This is a genomic window from Natronoarchaeum mannanilyticum (assembly GCF_039522665.1).
Classification (GTDB): Archaea; Halobacteriota; Halobacteria; order Halobacteriales; family Natronoarchaeaceae; genus Natronoarchaeum; species Natronoarchaeum mannanilyticum.
The window spans coordinates 81,727-97,704 of record NZ_BAAADV010000008.1; the positions used below are offsets into that span (position 1 = coordinate 81,727).

Annotated in this window: 13 protein-coding genes; 4 read left to right on the forward strand and 9 right to left on the reverse strand. The window is 63.1% G+C overall.

Going from position 1 to position 15,978, the window contains the following annotated elements; genetic code table 11:
- Nucleotides 1-108 precede the first annotated feature (108 nt).
- Nucleotides 109-1,068, forward strand: coding sequence for a mannonate dehydratase (locus ABDZ81_RS17125; protein WP_343775547.1), 960 nt, complete (start codon nt 109-111; stop codon nt 1,066-1,068).
- Between the two features lie 181 nt (nt 1,069-1,249).
- Here ABDZ81_RS17125 and ABDZ81_RS17130 read toward each other — a convergent pair whose 3' ends face one another.
- The 9 genes from ABDZ81_RS17130 to ABDZ81_RS17170 all read right to left on the reverse strand — a co-directional run bounded on the left by ABDZ81_RS17130 (nt 1,250) and on the right by ABDZ81_RS17170 (nt 11,624).
- Nucleotides 1,250-3,046 (reverse strand): glycoside hydrolase family 2 protein, encoded by a 1,797-nt coding sequence (locus tag ABDZ81_RS17130; protein ID WP_343775549.1) that lies wholly within the window; start codon nt 3,044-3,046, stop codon nt 1,250-1,252.
- Between the two features lie 156 nt (nt 3,047-3,202).
- Nucleotides 3,203-3,967 carry a glycoside hydrolase family 2 TIM barrel-domain containing protein gene (locus ABDZ81_RS17135; protein WP_343776031.1) on the reverse strand — a complete coding sequence of 255 codons (765 nt, stop codon included), beginning with the start codon at nt 3,965-3,967 and terminating at the stop codon, nt 3,203-3,205.
- 24 nt (nt 3,968-3,991) lie between these two features.
- On the reverse strand, nt 3,992-4,864 hold the full coding sequence (locus ABDZ81_RS17140; protein ID WP_343775551.1) for a sugar-binding domain-containing protein: 873 nt from the start codon (nt 4,862-4,864) through the stop codon (nt 3,992-3,994).
- A gap of 270 nt (nt 4,865-5,134) precedes the next feature.
- Nucleotides 5,135-6,295, reverse strand: a complete 1,161-nt coding sequence (locus ABDZ81_RS17145) for an ABC transporter ATP-binding protein (protein ID WP_343775554.1) — start codon at nt 6,293-6,295, stop codon at nt 5,135-5,137.
- A 31-nt stretch (nt 6,296-6,326) separates the two neighbouring features.
- Entirely contained in the window at nt 6,327-7,250 is a 924-nt protein-coding gene (locus tag ABDZ81_RS17150) for a carbohydrate ABC transporter permease (RefSeq protein WP_343775557.1), read from the reverse strand.
- 1 nt (nt 7,251) lies between these two features.
- Entirely contained in the window at nt 7,252-8,247 is a 996-nt protein-coding gene (locus ABDZ81_RS17155) for a carbohydrate ABC transporter permease (protein ID WP_343775560.1), read from the reverse strand.
- Nucleotides 8,240-9,565, reverse strand: a complete 1,326-nt coding sequence (locus tag ABDZ81_RS17160; RefSeq protein WP_343775562.1) for an extracellular solute-binding protein — start codon at nt 9,563-9,565, stop codon at nt 8,240-8,242. Before ABDZ81_RS17160 ends, ABDZ81_RS17155 begins: the two co-directional genes overlap by 8 nt.
- A 265-nt stretch (nt 9,566-9,830) precedes the next feature.
- Nucleotides 9,831-11,195 (reverse strand): glucuronate isomerase, encoded by a 1,365-nt coding sequence (gene uxaC / locus ABDZ81_RS17165; RefSeq protein ID WP_343775564.1) that lies wholly within the window; start codon nt 11,193-11,195, stop codon nt 9,831-9,833.
- A 162-nt stretch (nt 11,196-11,357) separates the two neighbouring features.
- The gene (locus ABDZ81_RS17170) at nt 11,358-11,624 is read right to left on the reverse strand and encodes a HalOD1 output domain-containing protein (RefSeq protein WP_343775567.1); all 267 of its coding nucleotides are present in this window, start codon (nt 11,622-11,624) and stop codon (nt 11,358-11,360) included.
- Nucleotides 11,625-12,528: 904 nt separating this feature from the next.
- Between ABDZ81_RS17170 and ABDZ81_RS17175 the strand changes: the two genes are divergently transcribed.
- From ABDZ81_RS17175 to ABDZ81_RS17185, 3 genes are all read left to right on the forward strand, one after another.
- Nucleotides 12,529-13,293, forward strand: coding sequence for an IclR family transcriptional regulator (locus ABDZ81_RS17175; RefSeq protein WP_343775571.1), 765 nt, complete (start codon nt 12,529-12,531; stop codon nt 13,291-13,293).
- A 101-nt stretch (nt 13,294-13,394) separates the two neighbouring features.
- Nucleotides 13,395-14,846, forward strand: a complete 1,452-nt coding sequence (gene xacF, locus ABDZ81_RS17180; protein WP_343775573.1) for a 2,5-dioxovalerate dehydrogenase — start codon at nt 13,395-13,397, stop codon at nt 14,844-14,846.
- A 158-nt stretch (nt 14,847-15,004) separates the two neighbouring features.
- Nucleotides 15,005-15,943, forward strand: a complete 939-nt coding sequence (locus tag ABDZ81_RS17185; RefSeq protein WP_343775575.1) for a dihydrodipicolinate synthase family protein — start codon at nt 15,005-15,007, stop codon at nt 15,941-15,943.
- Nucleotides 15,944-15,978: the final 35 nt, after the last annotated feature.

Below are 15,978 nucleotides of genomic sequence, written 5' to 3' on the forward strand. Positions count from 1 at the left end.
TCCCAGATACCCGAGAGCTTCTCGTAGCTGGCATCAGATTCCGGATTCCTCACCTCTGCGGACTGCTGGGAGGGAAAGTTATATACAGAACGACGGCCACCATCCTGTATGGTTCGCCCAGCGCTAGTGCTGCCGCCAGAGCCCGACGAACGGTGGGAACTGGCAAAGCAGATGGGAGTTAGAGACGCCGTCATCCACCCCCTGGAGATCGGCGACGACAAGACCAACTGGACGTTCGACGAGCTTCGAGGGCTCAAGAACTGGCTCGAAGCTGACGGCCTCGAATTTTCCGTTATCGAGGGCAGCGTCCCGTTGACCGACCGCGTCCGGCTCGGACTGGAGGGCCGCGACGAGGACATCGCGGAGTTCAAGCAGTTCGTCCGGGACTGCGGTGAACTCGGCATCTCGACGATTTGCTACGACTGGATGGGCGGCGTCCGGTGGGCCCGTACCGAAGCGCACAACGAGGCTCGGGGCGGCTCGCTGGTGACCGGCTACGACAACGCGAAGATGCAGGGTGGGCCGACCGTCCCCGCCTCCGAACAGTCCCGGGAGGACATCTTCTCGGCGCTGGCGTACTTCCTCGAGGAGGTCGTCCCCGTCGCCGAAGAAGCGGGCGTCAAGCTGGGACTGCATCCCGACGACCCGCCCCGCGAATCCGTCCGTGGCGTCCCCAGAATCGCCAACAGCGTCGAGAACTACGAGCGGATCCTGAACGTCGTCGACAGCGAGCACAACGGCGTGACGTTCTGCCAGGGCAACTTCGCGGCGATGGGCGCCGACGTCCCGGCCGCGATCCGCCGGTTCGGCGAGAAGATCAACTTCGTCCACTTCCGCGACGTCGAGGGCGACGCCGACGAGTTCGTGGAGACCTGGCACGACAACGGTCCGACCGACATGCACGCGGCGATGGCAGCCTATCAAGAGGCGGTCGGTCCCGACGTCGTGATGCGGCCGGACCACGTCCCGACGATGGCCGGCGAGGACAACTCCAACCCGGGCTACCACACGAAGGGGCGGATGTTCGCGATCGGGTACATGCGAGGTCTCCTCGAATCGGTCGAGTAATCGGTCGATCGCGAAAGCGACCGCGACGAAAAAGACCTCAGAGGTACTGGCGTTCCCGAAACCCCGTATCCCCGTCGCCGGTTTCCCGGAATCCAATCCCCCGTCGATGACCCTTCTGGAATCCCCGTGGACGGTCGATCAGAGAGATCGCGTCAGAGCGCGAAGATAGCGTTCGAGCGCGTTAGAGTTCCTCGGACTCGTAGAACTCCCGGAGGACGTGGAACGCCTGCTTCTTGCGACCGTGCTGGTCGACGACGCCCTTCCGGTTGTACCCACGCTGGTACTCGTTCTGTCGCATCGGCGCGCGGAAATCGAAGAGGATCCACGGCGACATGCCGGCGATTTGGTCGTTGGTGCTGGCGCCTTCGATCTGGCCGCGGTAGATCTCGGCCTGGAACTCCTCGGTCCAGCGGTCCTCCTCGCTCCCGTGGTTGCCCCACTTGGCGCCACCGCCCGTCTCGGAGATGACGATCGGCGTCCCGTCGGACTCTTCCTGGAGCCCCTGAAGGTCGTCCGCATCGCCGTAGTACCAGCCGTAGTACTCGTTGACGCCGACGACGTCGAGGTGTTCCTCGAGGGGGTCCTGCAGGACGATCCCGTCGTCGGTTTCGTCGACGAAACAGGCCGCGGTCACGAGGCGCGTGTCGTCGAGGTCGCGGACGTAGTCGGCCATTTCGGGAAGCACTTCGTTCCGCGTCTCGTCGTTGTGGTCGGTCTCGTTGGCGATCGACCACAGTGCAACGGAGGCGCGGTTCCAGTCGCGCTGGATCAGCTCGCGGAGCTGCTGGCGGTACAGCTCCTGAATCTCCTCGTCGCCGAAGTTGATGTCCCAGTAGGCCGGGACCTCTTCCCACAGGAGGATCCCCTCCTCGTCGGCCGTTCGGGCCATCTCTTCGGTGTGGGGATAGTGTGCAAGCCGCGCGAAGTTACAGCCCAGCTCGTTGATCCACTGGAAGCGCGTCTGCACGTCTTCGGTGTCGAGCGCGCGTCCCTTGCCGGCAGCTTCTTCGTGGAGCGCGATCCCGCGGAGCCACACCGTCTCGCCGTTGACCAGCACGTCGCTCCCCTGAACGTCGATCTCGCGCAGTCCGACGCGATCGGTGATGGCGTCCTCGCCGTAGGTGACCTCGACGTCGTACAGCCGCGGGCTCTCGGGGCTCCACAGCGTCACGTCGTCTCGGTCGATCGTGAACTCGGCGCTGAGGCGGCCGTCGCCGTCGGACGCGAGCGGCTCGTCGACGCCGAGCTCCGGGAGCGCGACCGAGCCGTCGGCACCCGTCTCGGGGCCGTCGATCCAGGCGTCGACCTGCACGTTGACCGAGTCGTCAGCGAGCGAGGTCTCGACCTTGAAGTTCCGGAGGTGCGATTCGGGGACCGAGACGAGATCGACCGAGCGGTTGATGCCGCCGAAGTTGTACCAGTCGGTGCTCTCGTTCGGAATCCCGTCCTCGTAGCGGCTGTTGTCCATCCGGACGACGATGACGTTCTCGCCGTCTTCGAGTTCGTCGGTGATCTCAAAGCTGAAAGGCGTGTAGCCGCCTTCGTGGTCGCCGAGGCGCTCGCCGTTGAGCCAGACTTCGGCCTTGTAGTTGACGGCGCCGAAGCGCAGGAAGGTGCGGTCGTCCTCGTCGAATTCGGCTCTGTCGAACGTCCGGGCGAACCAGACCCAGCCCTCGAAGTGGCGGAACTCGGGAATCTCCTCGCCCCAGCTGGCGGGCAGATCGACCGAGTAGCCGTCGTAGATGTTGAAGTCGGTGATGTCGTCGTCGCCCGAGGCGCTGGGCTCGTAGATCGACTCGAAACTCAGCGCCGGCTGCCCCTCCTCGTCGTTGCCATCGTCGGGGAGCGCTGCCGACTCGCCATCGTCGTCTTCGACGAAGTCGTCGAAGTAGTCCCGAAACATCTCGTACTGGTCGGGAATCGCCTGCCAGGTGCCGTCGAGCGAGTGGCTGTCTCGCGGATACTCTAACAGTTGCATCATTACTGGTATTCCGTGACACGGCATAAAAATATACTGAATTACTGCGCCGGGTATCGGTGCACAACGATTCATATCGGGGTTCGGTCGGCGGTGTCGCGATACGGCGAACCGTCGCCCGACTGGCTGGCGAGGAGAACTCCAATCCCGGCTGCGTCAGAGTTCTTCGGACTCGTAGAACTCCCGGAGGACGTGGAACGCCTGCTTCTTGCGACCCCGCTGGTCGACGACGCCCTTCCGGTTGTACCCGCGCTGGTACTCGCTCTGGCGTAGCGGCGCGCGGAAATCGAAGAGGATCCACGGCGACATGCCGGCGATCTGGTCGATCTCGCTGAGGGCCTTGGTCTGGCCGCGGTAGATCTCGGCCTGGAACTCCTCGGTCCAGCGGTCCTCCTCGCTCCCGTGGTTGCCCCACTTGGCGCCGCCGCCTGTCTCGGAGACGACCACCGGCGTTCCGTCGGGATTGTCCTGGAAGTGTTCCATGTCGTCGGCGTCGCCGTAGTACCATCCGAAGTACTCGTTAATGCCGATCACGTCGAGGTGCTCCTCGAGGGGGTCCTGCAGGACGATCCCGTCGTCGGTTTCGTCGACGAAACAGGCCGCGGTCACGAGGCGCGTATCGTCGAGGTCGCGAACGTAGTCGGCCATCTCGGGAAGGACCTCGTTTCGGGTCTCGTCCGTGTGATCGGTCTCGTTGGCGATCGACCACAGCACGACCGACGCGCGGTTCCAGTCGCGCTGGATCAGTTCTCGGAGTTGCTGGCGGTACAACTTCTGGACCTCTTCGTCACCGAAGTTGATGTTGTGGTACGGCGGGATCTCTTCCCACAGGAGGATCCCCTCTTCGTCCGCCCGCCGGGCCATCTTCTCGGTGTGAGGGTAGTGAGCGAACCGCGCGTAGTTACAGCCCAGCTCGTCGATCCACTGGAAGCGCGTGTCGACGTCCTAATCGTCGAGCGCGCGCCCCTTGCCGTCGGCTTCCTCGTGGAGTGCGATGCCGCGAAGCTCCACCGCCTCGCCGTTGACCAGCACGTCGCTCCCCTGAACGTCGATCTCGCGGAGGCCGACGCGGTCGGTGACGGCGTCCTCGCCGTACGTAACCTCGACGTCGTACAGCTTCGGATCTTCGGGGCTCCACAGCGTCACGTCGTCTCGATCGATCGTGAACTCGGCGCTGAGGCGACCGTCGCCGTCGGACGCGAGCGGCTCGTCGACGCCGAACTCCGGGAGCGCGACCGAGCTGTCGGCACCCGTCTCGGGCCCGTCAAGCCAGGCGTCGACGCGGATGTCGACGTCGTCACCCGCGATCGAGGTCTCGATCTTGAAGTTCCGGAGATACGACTCAGGGACCGAGACGAGATCGACTGAGCGGTTGATGCCGCCGAAGTTGTACCAGTCGGTGAACTCGTCAGGGATGCCGTCCTCGTAGCGCTGGTTGTCCATCCGGACGACGATGACGTTCTCGCTGTCTTCGAGTTCGTCGGTGATCTCAAAGCTGAAAGGCGTGTAGCCGCCTTCGTGGTCGCCGAGGTGCTCGCCGTTGAGCCAGACTTCGGCCTTGTAGTTGACGGCGCCGAAGCGCAGGAAGGTGCGGTCGTCCTCGTCGAATTCGGCTCTGTCGAACGTCCGGGCGAACCAGACCCAGCCCTCGAAGTGGCGGAACTCGGGGATCTCCTCGCCCCAGCTTGCGGGCAGATCGACCGAGTAGCCGTCGTAGATGTTGAAGTCGGTCATGTCGTCGCTGGCCGAGGCGCTGGGCTCGTAGATCGGCTCGAGGCTCATCGCTGGCTGCCCGTCCTCGTCGGGGAGTCCTGTCACGTCCCCATCGTCGTCTTCGTCGGAGATGGCTTCGAGGGGGTCTCGAAACCTCTCGTACTGGTCGGGAATCGCCTGCCAGGTGCTGTCGAGCGAGTAGCTGTCTCGCGGATGCTCTAACAGTTACATCGTACTGGTATACAATGACATTATATAAAAAGATACTGAACAATAGCATCGAACCCCGACGCGTGATGACCGGGAACGTACGCGTTGAGTGTGCTTACAGCCCGTGCCGGTTCGACCGGCGGAAGAAGTACGCCCCGCGTTCCGTTATCTCGACATCGCTTCGGCCTGCTGTTCGATGCCGTGGGTGATCGCCTCGCCGGTCACGGCGTCGAACAGGTGGACCCGTTCTCGGTCGAGCACGACGTCGACTCGCTCGCCGGCCTCGATGTCCTCGTCGGGACTGGCGCTCATCAGCAGCTGATCGGTCTGGGCAATTTCATCCGGGTCGTCGGTGTCCGTCTCGAAGCCGGCACCGCCGTCGTTACCGCGCAGGTAGACGGTGAGCTCGTCGCCCATCGGCTGGACGACGTCGACGGTCAGCGTCACGGGGTCGGTCGGATTCGCGACGGCGTCGTCCCGCGCGAGGTAGACGTCTTCGGGTCGGACGCCGACCGTCAGGTCGCCGTTCTGACCGCCGGGAACATCGACAGACAGCCCCATCTCGGACGCTTCGAACGTCCCTGCCGAGACGTCCCCCTCGATGAAGCACATGCTCGGCGATCCGATGAAGCCCGCGACGAACCTGTTGGCGGGGTAGTTGTAACACTCCAGGGGCGGCGCGAACTGCTGGAGTTCGCCGTTGTTGAGGATCGCGATGCGGTCGGACATCGTCATCGCCTCGGCCTGATCGTGGGTGACGTAGACGGTCGTCACGTCGAGATCTTGCTGGAGCCGCTGGAGTTCGGTCCGCATGTGGATCCGGAGTTTGGCGTCGAGATTCGCCAGGGGCTCGTCCATCAGGAACACTTCGGGATCCATGACGATCGCGCGGCCGATCGCGACGCGCTGGCGCTGGCCGCCCGAGAGCTCGTCCGGCATCCGGTCGAGCATCCCCTGAATCTGGAGGATCTCGGCGGCCTCCTCGACGCGCTCGTCGATCTCCGATTGCTCGTAGTTCTTCAACCGGAGCCCGAAGTCCATGTTCTCGCGCACGGTCATGTGCGGGAACAGCGCGATGTTCTGGAACACCATCGCGATGTCCCGATCCTTCGGCGGGGCGTCGGTCACGTCGTCGCCGGCGATCTCGATCGTACCTTCGGAGGGTTTCGTGAGGCCGGCGATCGTCTCCAGCGTCGTCGATTTGCCACAGCCGGAGGGACCGATCAGCGAGATGAACTCGCCGTCCTCGATGTCTAGGTTCATGTCGTCGACTGCGACGACGTCGCTGTACCGCTTGGTTACACCGTCAAGTTGTAGGTGAGTCATTGTATCCTGTGAGTAGTTGGTTTCGTACGTGTCATCCTTTGAGCGATCCCGAGGAGAGGCCGCTGACGATCCGGCGCTGGGCGAACAGCACGAGCAGCGCGACCGGGATGACGCCGACGAGGCTCGCCGCCGCCATCAGGTCGTAGCGGATCGCAACCTGTGACTGATAGCTCGTCAGCCCCCAGACTAGCGGCGACCAGTCTTCGGCCGCGCCGGTCGTCATCAGCTGGGAGAAGAAGAACTCGTTGTACGCGGTAATGAAAGTCAGGACCCCCGCCGTGACCAGTCCCGGTGCCGAGAGTGGCGCGATGACGCGATACAGCGCGCCGATCCGCGTCGACCCCGTGACCCGCGCCGCATCCTCGAGCCCGTCCGGAATCTGGCTGTAGAACGTGGTTAACAGTAGGACTGCGAAGGGGAGCGCCAGCGACGTGATGGGGAGTCCGGCGGCTGCGGGCGTGTTGAACAGGTTCGGACTGCTGATGCCCATGACCGTCACGTTCCCCGTGAGTAGCTTGAACAGCCCGACGAGGAACGTCGCGCCGGGGAAGTACGAGATCGCGACGATCGCGAGGAACAGCGGCTGTCGACCGCGGAACTCCATGCGGCCGAACACGTAGCCGGCGAAGCTCCCCACGAAGAGCACGAACACCGTGACCGAGCTGGCGATAAAGAGGCTGTTGAAGATGAACCGATGGAGCGGGATCACCTGGAAGATCTCGACGAACGAGGACGGGTCGAACCCCGCCGGCAACAGCCCGGCCTCAGTCGTCCTGCCGTTCGGCGTGAGCGCCACGACGATCATGTAGTAGAACGGGAACAGGGCGATCAAAAGAACGATCGCCGTCGCGACCCGGAACAGGTTCCTGTAGAACGATTCGGACTCGGTGAGGCTGTAGGACACCCACCGCTGGGCGAGCGATCCGTCGTCGGAGGATTGGGATTTCGTTGCCATGTTAGAGACCACCCGCGTTCGACCGGCTGAACTTGACGAGGTAGAGCATCGAGACGAGCCCGATCAGCGCCGCCGTAATCGCCGCCAGCGCGGATGCGGTGCCGTACAGGCTGCCGTTGAACGTCCCGACGACCGCACAGGTCAGCGACGGGACGGTGCTGCAGTTGCTGATGGCGTCGATCTGACCGTACACTCGCATCGATCCGATCGACGACAGCAGCATCGCGACGAGCAACAGCGGCATCACCTGCGGCAGCGTGATGAGGCGGAACTGCTCCCAGCGCGACGCGCCGGCGACGTCGCCGACGTCGTAGAGCCGCTGATCGATGCTCTGTAGCCCCGAGAGCACGATCAGCGCGACGAACGCCGAGCGCTTCCAGATCGCCGAAAGCGCGACGACGCCCATCGCCGGCGCGCTGTTGTTGAGCGGACGCGTTCCGATCAGCCCGAGGTCGTTGAAGATCTGCGTTCCGAGCCCCGCATCGGGGATGAACAGCAGGTAGAAGATCATCCCCTGAACGACGATCGGGACGGCCCACGGGAGCAAGACGGCCACCCGGACGATCGACCGCCCTCGGAACGCCTTGTTGAGGATCAGCGCCTGGATCAGACCCAGGGCGGTGACCAGTACGACGGTCACGACCGTGTAGATCATCGTGACCGGAAGAATGCTCTGGAACGGCTTACTCAGGTCGAGGAACGGTCGAATCAACAGCGCGTCGCGCTGCCCGGTCAGCAGCTCGACGTAGTTCTGGAGGCCGACGAACTCCCCTCTGAACTGCGAGAAGCTGTCGGCGAACAGCGACGTCTCCAACGTGAACACTACTGGCCACGCCGCCAGTACGCCGAAGACCAGGAGCACCGGCAGTAGCACGAAGTACGCGAACCCGGTGTCGGAGAGGTTCTCGATCCAGTCGTTGAACCTCGCTCCGCCGGCCCGCAGCGGCGCCGGAACCCTGCTTGCGGAGCGCGGAGCGCGTGTCTCGTTGCTAGGCATTTTGGTCTTCGATCTCCTGGAGCTGGCTTTTCAGATCGCTCATCCCGCTCTCGGGCGTCTTGCTCTGGGAGACGACGTTGTGGACTTCCTGGGCGATGATATCCGACTGCTGGAAGTAGATCGGCGTGACGGGCCGCGGGATCGCGTTGTCCGCGGCGACGGACATCGCGTCCATGTACTGGCCGAACATCTCGTGTTGCGCGGCGCGATCCGACGACAGGAGCGACGGTTTCGGCGGTAGCGTCCCCGAGAGCTCGTACCAGTTCATGTGGAACTCGTCGGTCATCACTGTCCGAAGCACTTCGAGCGCCGTATCGATCTTGTTCGAGTTCGGATTGATCGAGAGGTTGTACCCGGCCAGGGGTGACATCGTCCCGCCGATGCTGTCGTACTGGGACTCCGATTCCGGCACGCCGTAGGGGTACGGCATGATGCCGAGCTTCTCGTTGACCTGATCGCCGAAGTTTTGTTCACTCGCACCGAGCCGAACGAAGGCCGGACTGCCGACCGAATACGCGAAGGCATCGCCGTTCAGGAACGACTCCATGTCGGACGTGTACCGCCATCCCAGCGAGTCCGGCGGAACGATTCCGCCCGTGTACGTCGACTCGTCGAGCGAGTGCTCGTCGTCGTGCCCGTGGAAGAACGTCCGGAGCATCCGAAGCGCGTTCAACACGGGCTCCTCGTCGACGGTGACGGGCCGGTCGCCGATCGGTCCGAAGAGGTTTTCGCGACCGCCGAAGTACGCGCCACCCCACTGGGACATCATCCCGTTGAACGCACAGCAGGTGATCGTCTGGGAGAGCTCGAACGGCATCGTCATCCCGTAGTCGAGGCCCTGCGAGTCGCGCACGTCGGCGATTATCTGGGACGCCTCCCCCCACGACATCGGCTCGGATCCCCAGTTGCTGCCCTCGGGATCGTACCCGGCCGACTCGGCCAGGTCCTTCCGGTACAGGAGCCCGCGGACGTCGAACATGAACGGCACGCCGTAGATGTTGCCGTCCCGACCGCGGCTCGAATTGACGCTCGGGCCGTTGTAATCGTTCTCCAGCGTGTCGATTTCGCTCTCGTCGAGATGGTCGTTGAGGTTGAGCAGCTGCCCGCGGCGGATGAACGGAATCGACCACCCGACGTCCATCAGCAGGATGTCGGGCTCGCTACGCCCCGCGTTGAGCCACTGCCGGTACTGGGTTTCGAGTTGCCCCGGCGTCGCGGTGTTGATCTCGATGTCGATGTCTTCTGAGAGACCGGCCTCCTTGAGCGTCGGTTCGAGCTGTTGGCGAACCGACTCGGGCGTCTGGGTGTGTAGCGTCATCTGCAGCGGTCCGTCGCTGCCACTACCGCCGCCTCCCAGACAGCCTGCGATCGACGTCGTCAGTCCTGCACCACCGGCCGCTTTCAAAATCTGGCGTCTCCGCACACTGTTGTGGCTTGTCATGCCTCACTTCCCCCATTCCTGTTCCCCATATTTATTCATTTTCATTACCTGACCAACCGTTCGGTCAGTGAAACACCCCGCTCAACGACGAGGCGAGACGACGTGAACGGGCGCAAAAGAAGCGAGTCGCGTCCCGAAACGACTAGAACTCGTACAGTGAACGAGGACGATCGTACGCCAGATGCGTCGCGAGCTGTTTCGCGTGGTCCATCGGCATCCGACGTTGCTCGACCATCTCGCCGAGGACGTTCGCGAGCACTCGCCGGAACATCTCGAAGCGCGAGCCGTAGGAGATCAGCTTCCGCGAGTCGCTGACCATCCCCGCATGGTTCGCGAGCAGGTCGACCGAGCCCATCTGGCGCAGCTGCTCGTCCATGCCGTAGGGACTGTCGTTGAACCACCACGCTGGACCGACGCTCACGCTGGGGAACGCGCGCGACAGCGTCGTGAGCGTCGGGTAGTGCGTCGGGTCGACGGTGTAGAGGATGATCTCCATGTCGCCGTCGAACTCGTTGAGGAAGTATCGCAGATTGTCGGCGAGTTCGATCGACTGCGTGGAGACGTCGCCGCCGGCGTCGGCGCCGACCGTCTCGTAGAGCTCGTCGCGGTAATCGCGGACCGCGCCGATGTGAAGCTGCGTGACCCAGTCTTTCTCCCGGTTGAGCCGGCCGATCTCCTCGAGCAGGAACGCCTGGAAGTCGACGATCTCCGCTCGCGAGAGGTTTTCTCCGGCGAGCGCGGCGTCGTACACCTCTTCGGCCCGCTGTTCGCCGACCGGGCGGGTCACGACCTCCTCGAGGCTCAGGTCGCACGCTCGGCAGCCGTGCTCGGCGAAGTGGTCGTGGGTGTCCTCGAGCGCGGAGAGATACCCCGAAAGGCTGGCCGTGTCGGTCCCGGTCGCCGCTTCGAGTTCGTCGACGAACTCTCTCCAGGACGGCTGATCGATCTTTAGCGCTCGATCGACGCGCCAGGTCGGGCGCGTGTCGATGCCGTCGACGGCGTCCTCGGCCGTCTTGTGGTCGGCGAGATCCGACGTCGGATCGTCGGTCGTACAGAGGACTTCGACGTCCAGATCGTCCAGCAGCGACTGAGGTTTCATGGACTGCTCCGAGAGCCGGGCCTTGGTCTCCTCCCAGATTTCTTCGCCCGTCTCGGCGGAGAGCGGCTTCTCGATGCCGAATCGGCGTCGGAGATCGAGTTGGATCCACTCGTAGGTGGGATTCCCGGCGAGCTCCGGGAACACCTCGGCGAGCGCCATCCACTTTTCCTTGTTCGAGGCGTCACCCGTGATCTTGCGTTCCGGCACGCCCCGCTTTCGCATCATCGACCAGACGTAGTGGTCCGTCGCTCCCTCCACTTCCCAGATGTCGTCCCACCCGTCGTTCTCGACGATTTCGGAGAGGTCGGCGTGGCTGTGGGGATCCACGACGGGGAGGGATTCGATCTCCGCGTACAGCGTTTTGGCTGCATCGGATTCGAGCAGATACTCGTCGGCTTCGAAGGCCATGTCTACTACTGCCCCGCGGTCGGACAAAAAACTACTGACTGCCTTCGAGTAACCGGTTGCGCCGGCGTTGAGAGGATCACAAGTGACTCCGGGCAGGGACTACTCCAGTAGCCAGCGCTTGCTCGGCGTTCGGTTGAGCAGGGTGCTCTCGGACGGCTCGGTTCAGTGAATCGGGGAAACGCGAACTGCACCGGTCTCGTCGACTGTCACTTTGTGGCCGACGTACGTGAACGTGATTTTCAGCGATTGCGCGTGGTTCGAGGCGGAGTCGACGAGTTCGCCGAGCGCCTCGGGATCGACCGCGTTGTACAGCGGCGGCAACTCCGTGGCTTCCTCGTCCGTGATTTCAGAGACGCGTTCGACGATTCGTCTCGTGACAGTCGTGTTCGGTCCGGTCGCCGGTTCGCGACGTGCAACTGGTGGAACCATCTATCTCAACCTGAGAGAGCAGACGCGTAAAAAGATTTCTTAGCGACTCTGACACTGAAACAATACTGCCTTATTTTTCAATAAGTTCCGAATCTACGATGGGTGATCGCGCTCGTAGTTCCGTTAGTGCCGTCAATCTTCGTTCTCTAGAGACGAATAGGACGTGTTGGGGTTTCTACCGCCAGTCTCTGGTAGAAGCATCAAGGCCTGAAGTTGTTTCCTGAGGCGAGATCCCAGGCGAAACTCCGGTTGATACCGTCTGTCCGACGGTGTGCGGTAATCCTGATAGAACGACGACCGGCTCGTTGCTCGTTTCCTTCTGTACGTCGAAACCATCACTCATACGCGATGATTCGCCAGAGTCGAACGCATCGGTGGAGGATCGGCAGTAGAAGGGAGCGGCCCCACCGCCTCTGTCTCAACGAATGGTCGCCGTTATATTACAACAGTAGCGCTGTAAACCACCAACCACAAAATTTCTGGGAACGTCCCCACGATATAGTCCTTACATAGTTATGTGTGTAATACAAAGGGGTCCTTACAATCCGCGGGACGACCGACGGGCGAGTGCCGACCTGCTGCGTCTCGTAGGCGGGCTCGGACCAAAGGACGAAATCAGCCTATATTCGCCCTACACCACAAGATTCGATTCTGTCGAACGGATTGGCGATCGGCGGCGCAATAATACTGGCTGCAGGTGTCTGCTCATCTGTCAGTCTCAGAAAACCAGACGGGAACGCGCCATTCGACAAACGTCCTTGTGAGCTGTTCACTCGTCTATTCTCCTCCGGCAACTGGCAATCATCGAACTATATCGGTCGGGAACTGTGCTCGTGAGAGCTTCTACCGAATGATTCGACACTGTAGAACAAGCGTTTTATGCGCTGGTGTCAAACGTTCGCACATGCCCACGAACACGCCGCGGCAGATCGACGCAGTCCAGAAGACCTGTCGCATACTCGAATACCTCCAGGACAGCGGCGGTGCAGGCGTCACGGAGATCGCCGAGGAACTCGAATTCTCGAAGAGCGTCGTCCACGCGCACCTGGCGACGCTCAACGAGGAAAATCTCGTCGTCAAAGACGGGTACACGTACTCGCTCGGCCTCAAGTTTCTCGATATCGCGGAAACGGCCAAGAACGGCGTGGCGGACCACGAGATCGTCCGAAATCAGGTTCGTGAACTGGCGGAAGGCACCGGCGAAGTTGTCCACTTCGGCGCCGAAGAGAACGGTCGCGTCGTCTACGTCGCAAAGTCGAAAGGGGAATCCGCGGTCGAGACCGCATCGAGGGTCGGGAAGCGGATGCCGATGCACTCGACCTCGCTCGGCAAGGCTATCCTGGCGGAATTCTCGGAGGATGCGGTCGAGCAGATCGTCGATCAGCACGGACTCCCCGAACAGACGGAACACACGATCACCGACGAGGAGCGCCTCTACGAGGATCTGGATACGATCAGGGACCGCGGATACTCGATCGACAATCAGGAGAACATTCCCGGCGTTCGCTGCATCGGCATCTCGGTCTCCGCACCGGAGGCTGGCGTTCTGGGCGCCCTGAGCATTTCGGGACCGTCACAACGGATGACCGACGACCGGATCGAGAACGAACTGAAAGAGACGATCGCCCAGGCGGCCAACGTCATCGAAGTAAATTCGCGATATCAGTGAGCACCACTGCGGAACGCCGCCGCTCGGTTTCCCCTTCGGTACTCCACGCGACGATCGCTTGATCAAAACATTTGTATAGACGGCAGCGGAAGCTTCTCGGGATGCCAACAGTCTACGAGAACTACGTGGACGGCGAGTGGGTCGTCTCCGAATCGGGCGACACGTTCGACGTACAGAACCCGGCGGAGCCGTCGTCGATCGTCGGGCGGTTCCAGTCCTCGTCGCCCGCGGACGTCGACGCTGCGATCGACGCTGCGGTCGCCGCGCAGGAAACGTGGGCAAACACGCCCGGCCCTGAGCGCGGCGACGTTCTCAAGCGGACCGGCGAACTCCTCGAAGAGCGAAAGGAGTCCGCGACCGAAGCCCTCGTACGCGAAGAGGGGAAGACGCGGTCCGAAGCCGCCGGCGAGGTCCAGCGCGCGATCGACATCTTCGCGTACTACGCCCAGAAGTCCCTCGATCTCGGCGGGATCAGCAAGTCACCCAGCGGGCGGAACAAGGATCTGTACACCAAGCGCGAACCGCTCGGAACCGTCGGGCTGATCACGCCCTGGAACTACCCGGTCGCGATTCCCGCCTGGAAACTCGCCCCCGCGCTGGCCGCGGGGAACACGGCGGTCGTCAAGCCCGCGTCCGCCGCCCCGGGCATGACGGCGATCCTCTTCGAGTGTCTCGACGAGGCGGGGCTGCCGGACGGCGTCGCGAACATGGTGACCGGATCGGGCAGCAGCGTCGGGACGCCGCTGGCCGAACACGACGACGTCGACGGCGTCTCCTTTACCGGGAGTACCGCCGTCGGGACGAGCGTCGCACAGACCGCTGCGGACGATCTCAAGCGCGTCCAGTGCGAGATGGGCGGCAAGAACCCGACCGTCGTGATGCCGAGCGCCGACATCGAGGAGGCGGTCGAGATTCTCGGCGTCGGCGCCTTCGGCACGACGGGCCAGTCCTGTACGGCGGCGTCCCGGGCGATCGTCCACGAGGAGATCTACGACGAGTTCGTCGACGCGATGGTCGAGTACGCGACCGACGTCGAGATCGGGGCCGGACTCGACGATCCCGACATGGGACCGCACGTCTCGAAGAGCGAGCTCGAGTCGACGCTCGAATACGTCGAGCTCGGGCAGCAGGAGGGTGCGACGCTCGAAACCGGCGGTGAGCGGCCCTCCGGTGCGGAGTACGAGGAGGGATACTACGTCGAGCCGGCGGTGTTCTCGGACGTCGACAACGATATGCAGATCGCCCAGGAGGAAATCTTCGGGCCGGTCCTCTCGGTCATCGAGGCGACCGACTTCGAGGACGCCCTGGCGCTGGCCAACGACGTCGAGTACGGGCTCTCGGCGAGCATCGTCACGCAGGATCTCACCGAGGCCGACGAGTTCGTCGACCGCATCGAGGCGGGCGTCGCGAAGGTCAACGAGAAGACGACCGGACTGGAACTACACGTCCCCTTCGGCGGCTACAAGAACTCGTCGACGAACACGTACCGCGAACAGGGCGACGCCGGACTCGACTTCTTCACGTCCACGAAGACGGTATACCGGAACTACTGACCGCGTTGACCGAAGTCGGTTACCTGACACGGATCTTGGGGGTGCCCCCGTCTGTTCGATCTCGGGCACTACCGGCTCATCGGTGATCGTTTCCGCTGCGGCCCTCTCCGGATCCGGTGGCGATGGGTTTATTGCCTATGGCCGTAACGTGACAAGTGATGTCATTGCCAGCAGCGCAGGTCAAAGAGCAGTTGCGAGGCGTCGCCGTCGGACTGCTCACGCCGTTCGACGAGGCTCTGGAGATCGAGCACCGGAAGATCGCGGAGAACGCCCAGTCGCTCTACGACGACGGGATGCGTACTTTCCTTGCGGCCGCGAACATCAGCGAGTACCACTCTCTCTCCCAGCAAGAGCGCGTCGACAGCGTCGAGACGATCGTCGACGCGCTGCCGTCGGACGCGTGCGTTCTCGCCGGCGTCGGGGGGAGCACGGCCGGCGCCCGAGAGCTGATCGAGGCGTACGATCGGATCGGCGCCGACGCGATGATGATCATGCCGCCGGATCACACGTACCTCCACGAGCGGGGGTTGCTGGAGTACTATCGCAGCCTGTCGTCGGCGACCGACGCGCCGCTGGTGCCGTACGTACGCGGCTTCGATCCGTCGGCCGAGTACCTCGCCGATCTGACCAGGATCGACGGCATCGTCGGGATCAAGTACGCCCTGAAGGACTCAGTGAAGCTGGGGGAAGCGATTCAGGCTGGCGACGACGACGTCGTCTGGGTCAACGGACTTGCGGAACCGTACGCGGTCGCCTACTGGGCGGAAGGTGTCGAAGGGTTCACCGCGGGTGTCAGCAACTTCCGTCCCGAAGTCGGCCAGGAGCTGTTTCAGGCACTGTCTGAGGAGAACTGGGAGCGCGCACGTACGATCAGGGACGTCTGCCTTCCGTATCAGCGCTTTCGGGACGAAACCGGCCAGAACAACACGCTCGGCGGAGCGATCAGCGTGCCGGCCGTCAAGAAGGGCCTCGAACTCGCCGGCCTCCACGGCGGGAACGTGAGAGAGCCGATTCGCCCGCTCACCGAGGACGAAGCTGCCCGCGCCGAGGAGATCTACAACAAGCTCGACGACGACATTGATCGGCTCGTCTCCTGATACTGCGTAGTCTGTCCCAGCACAGGGCCAGCCGT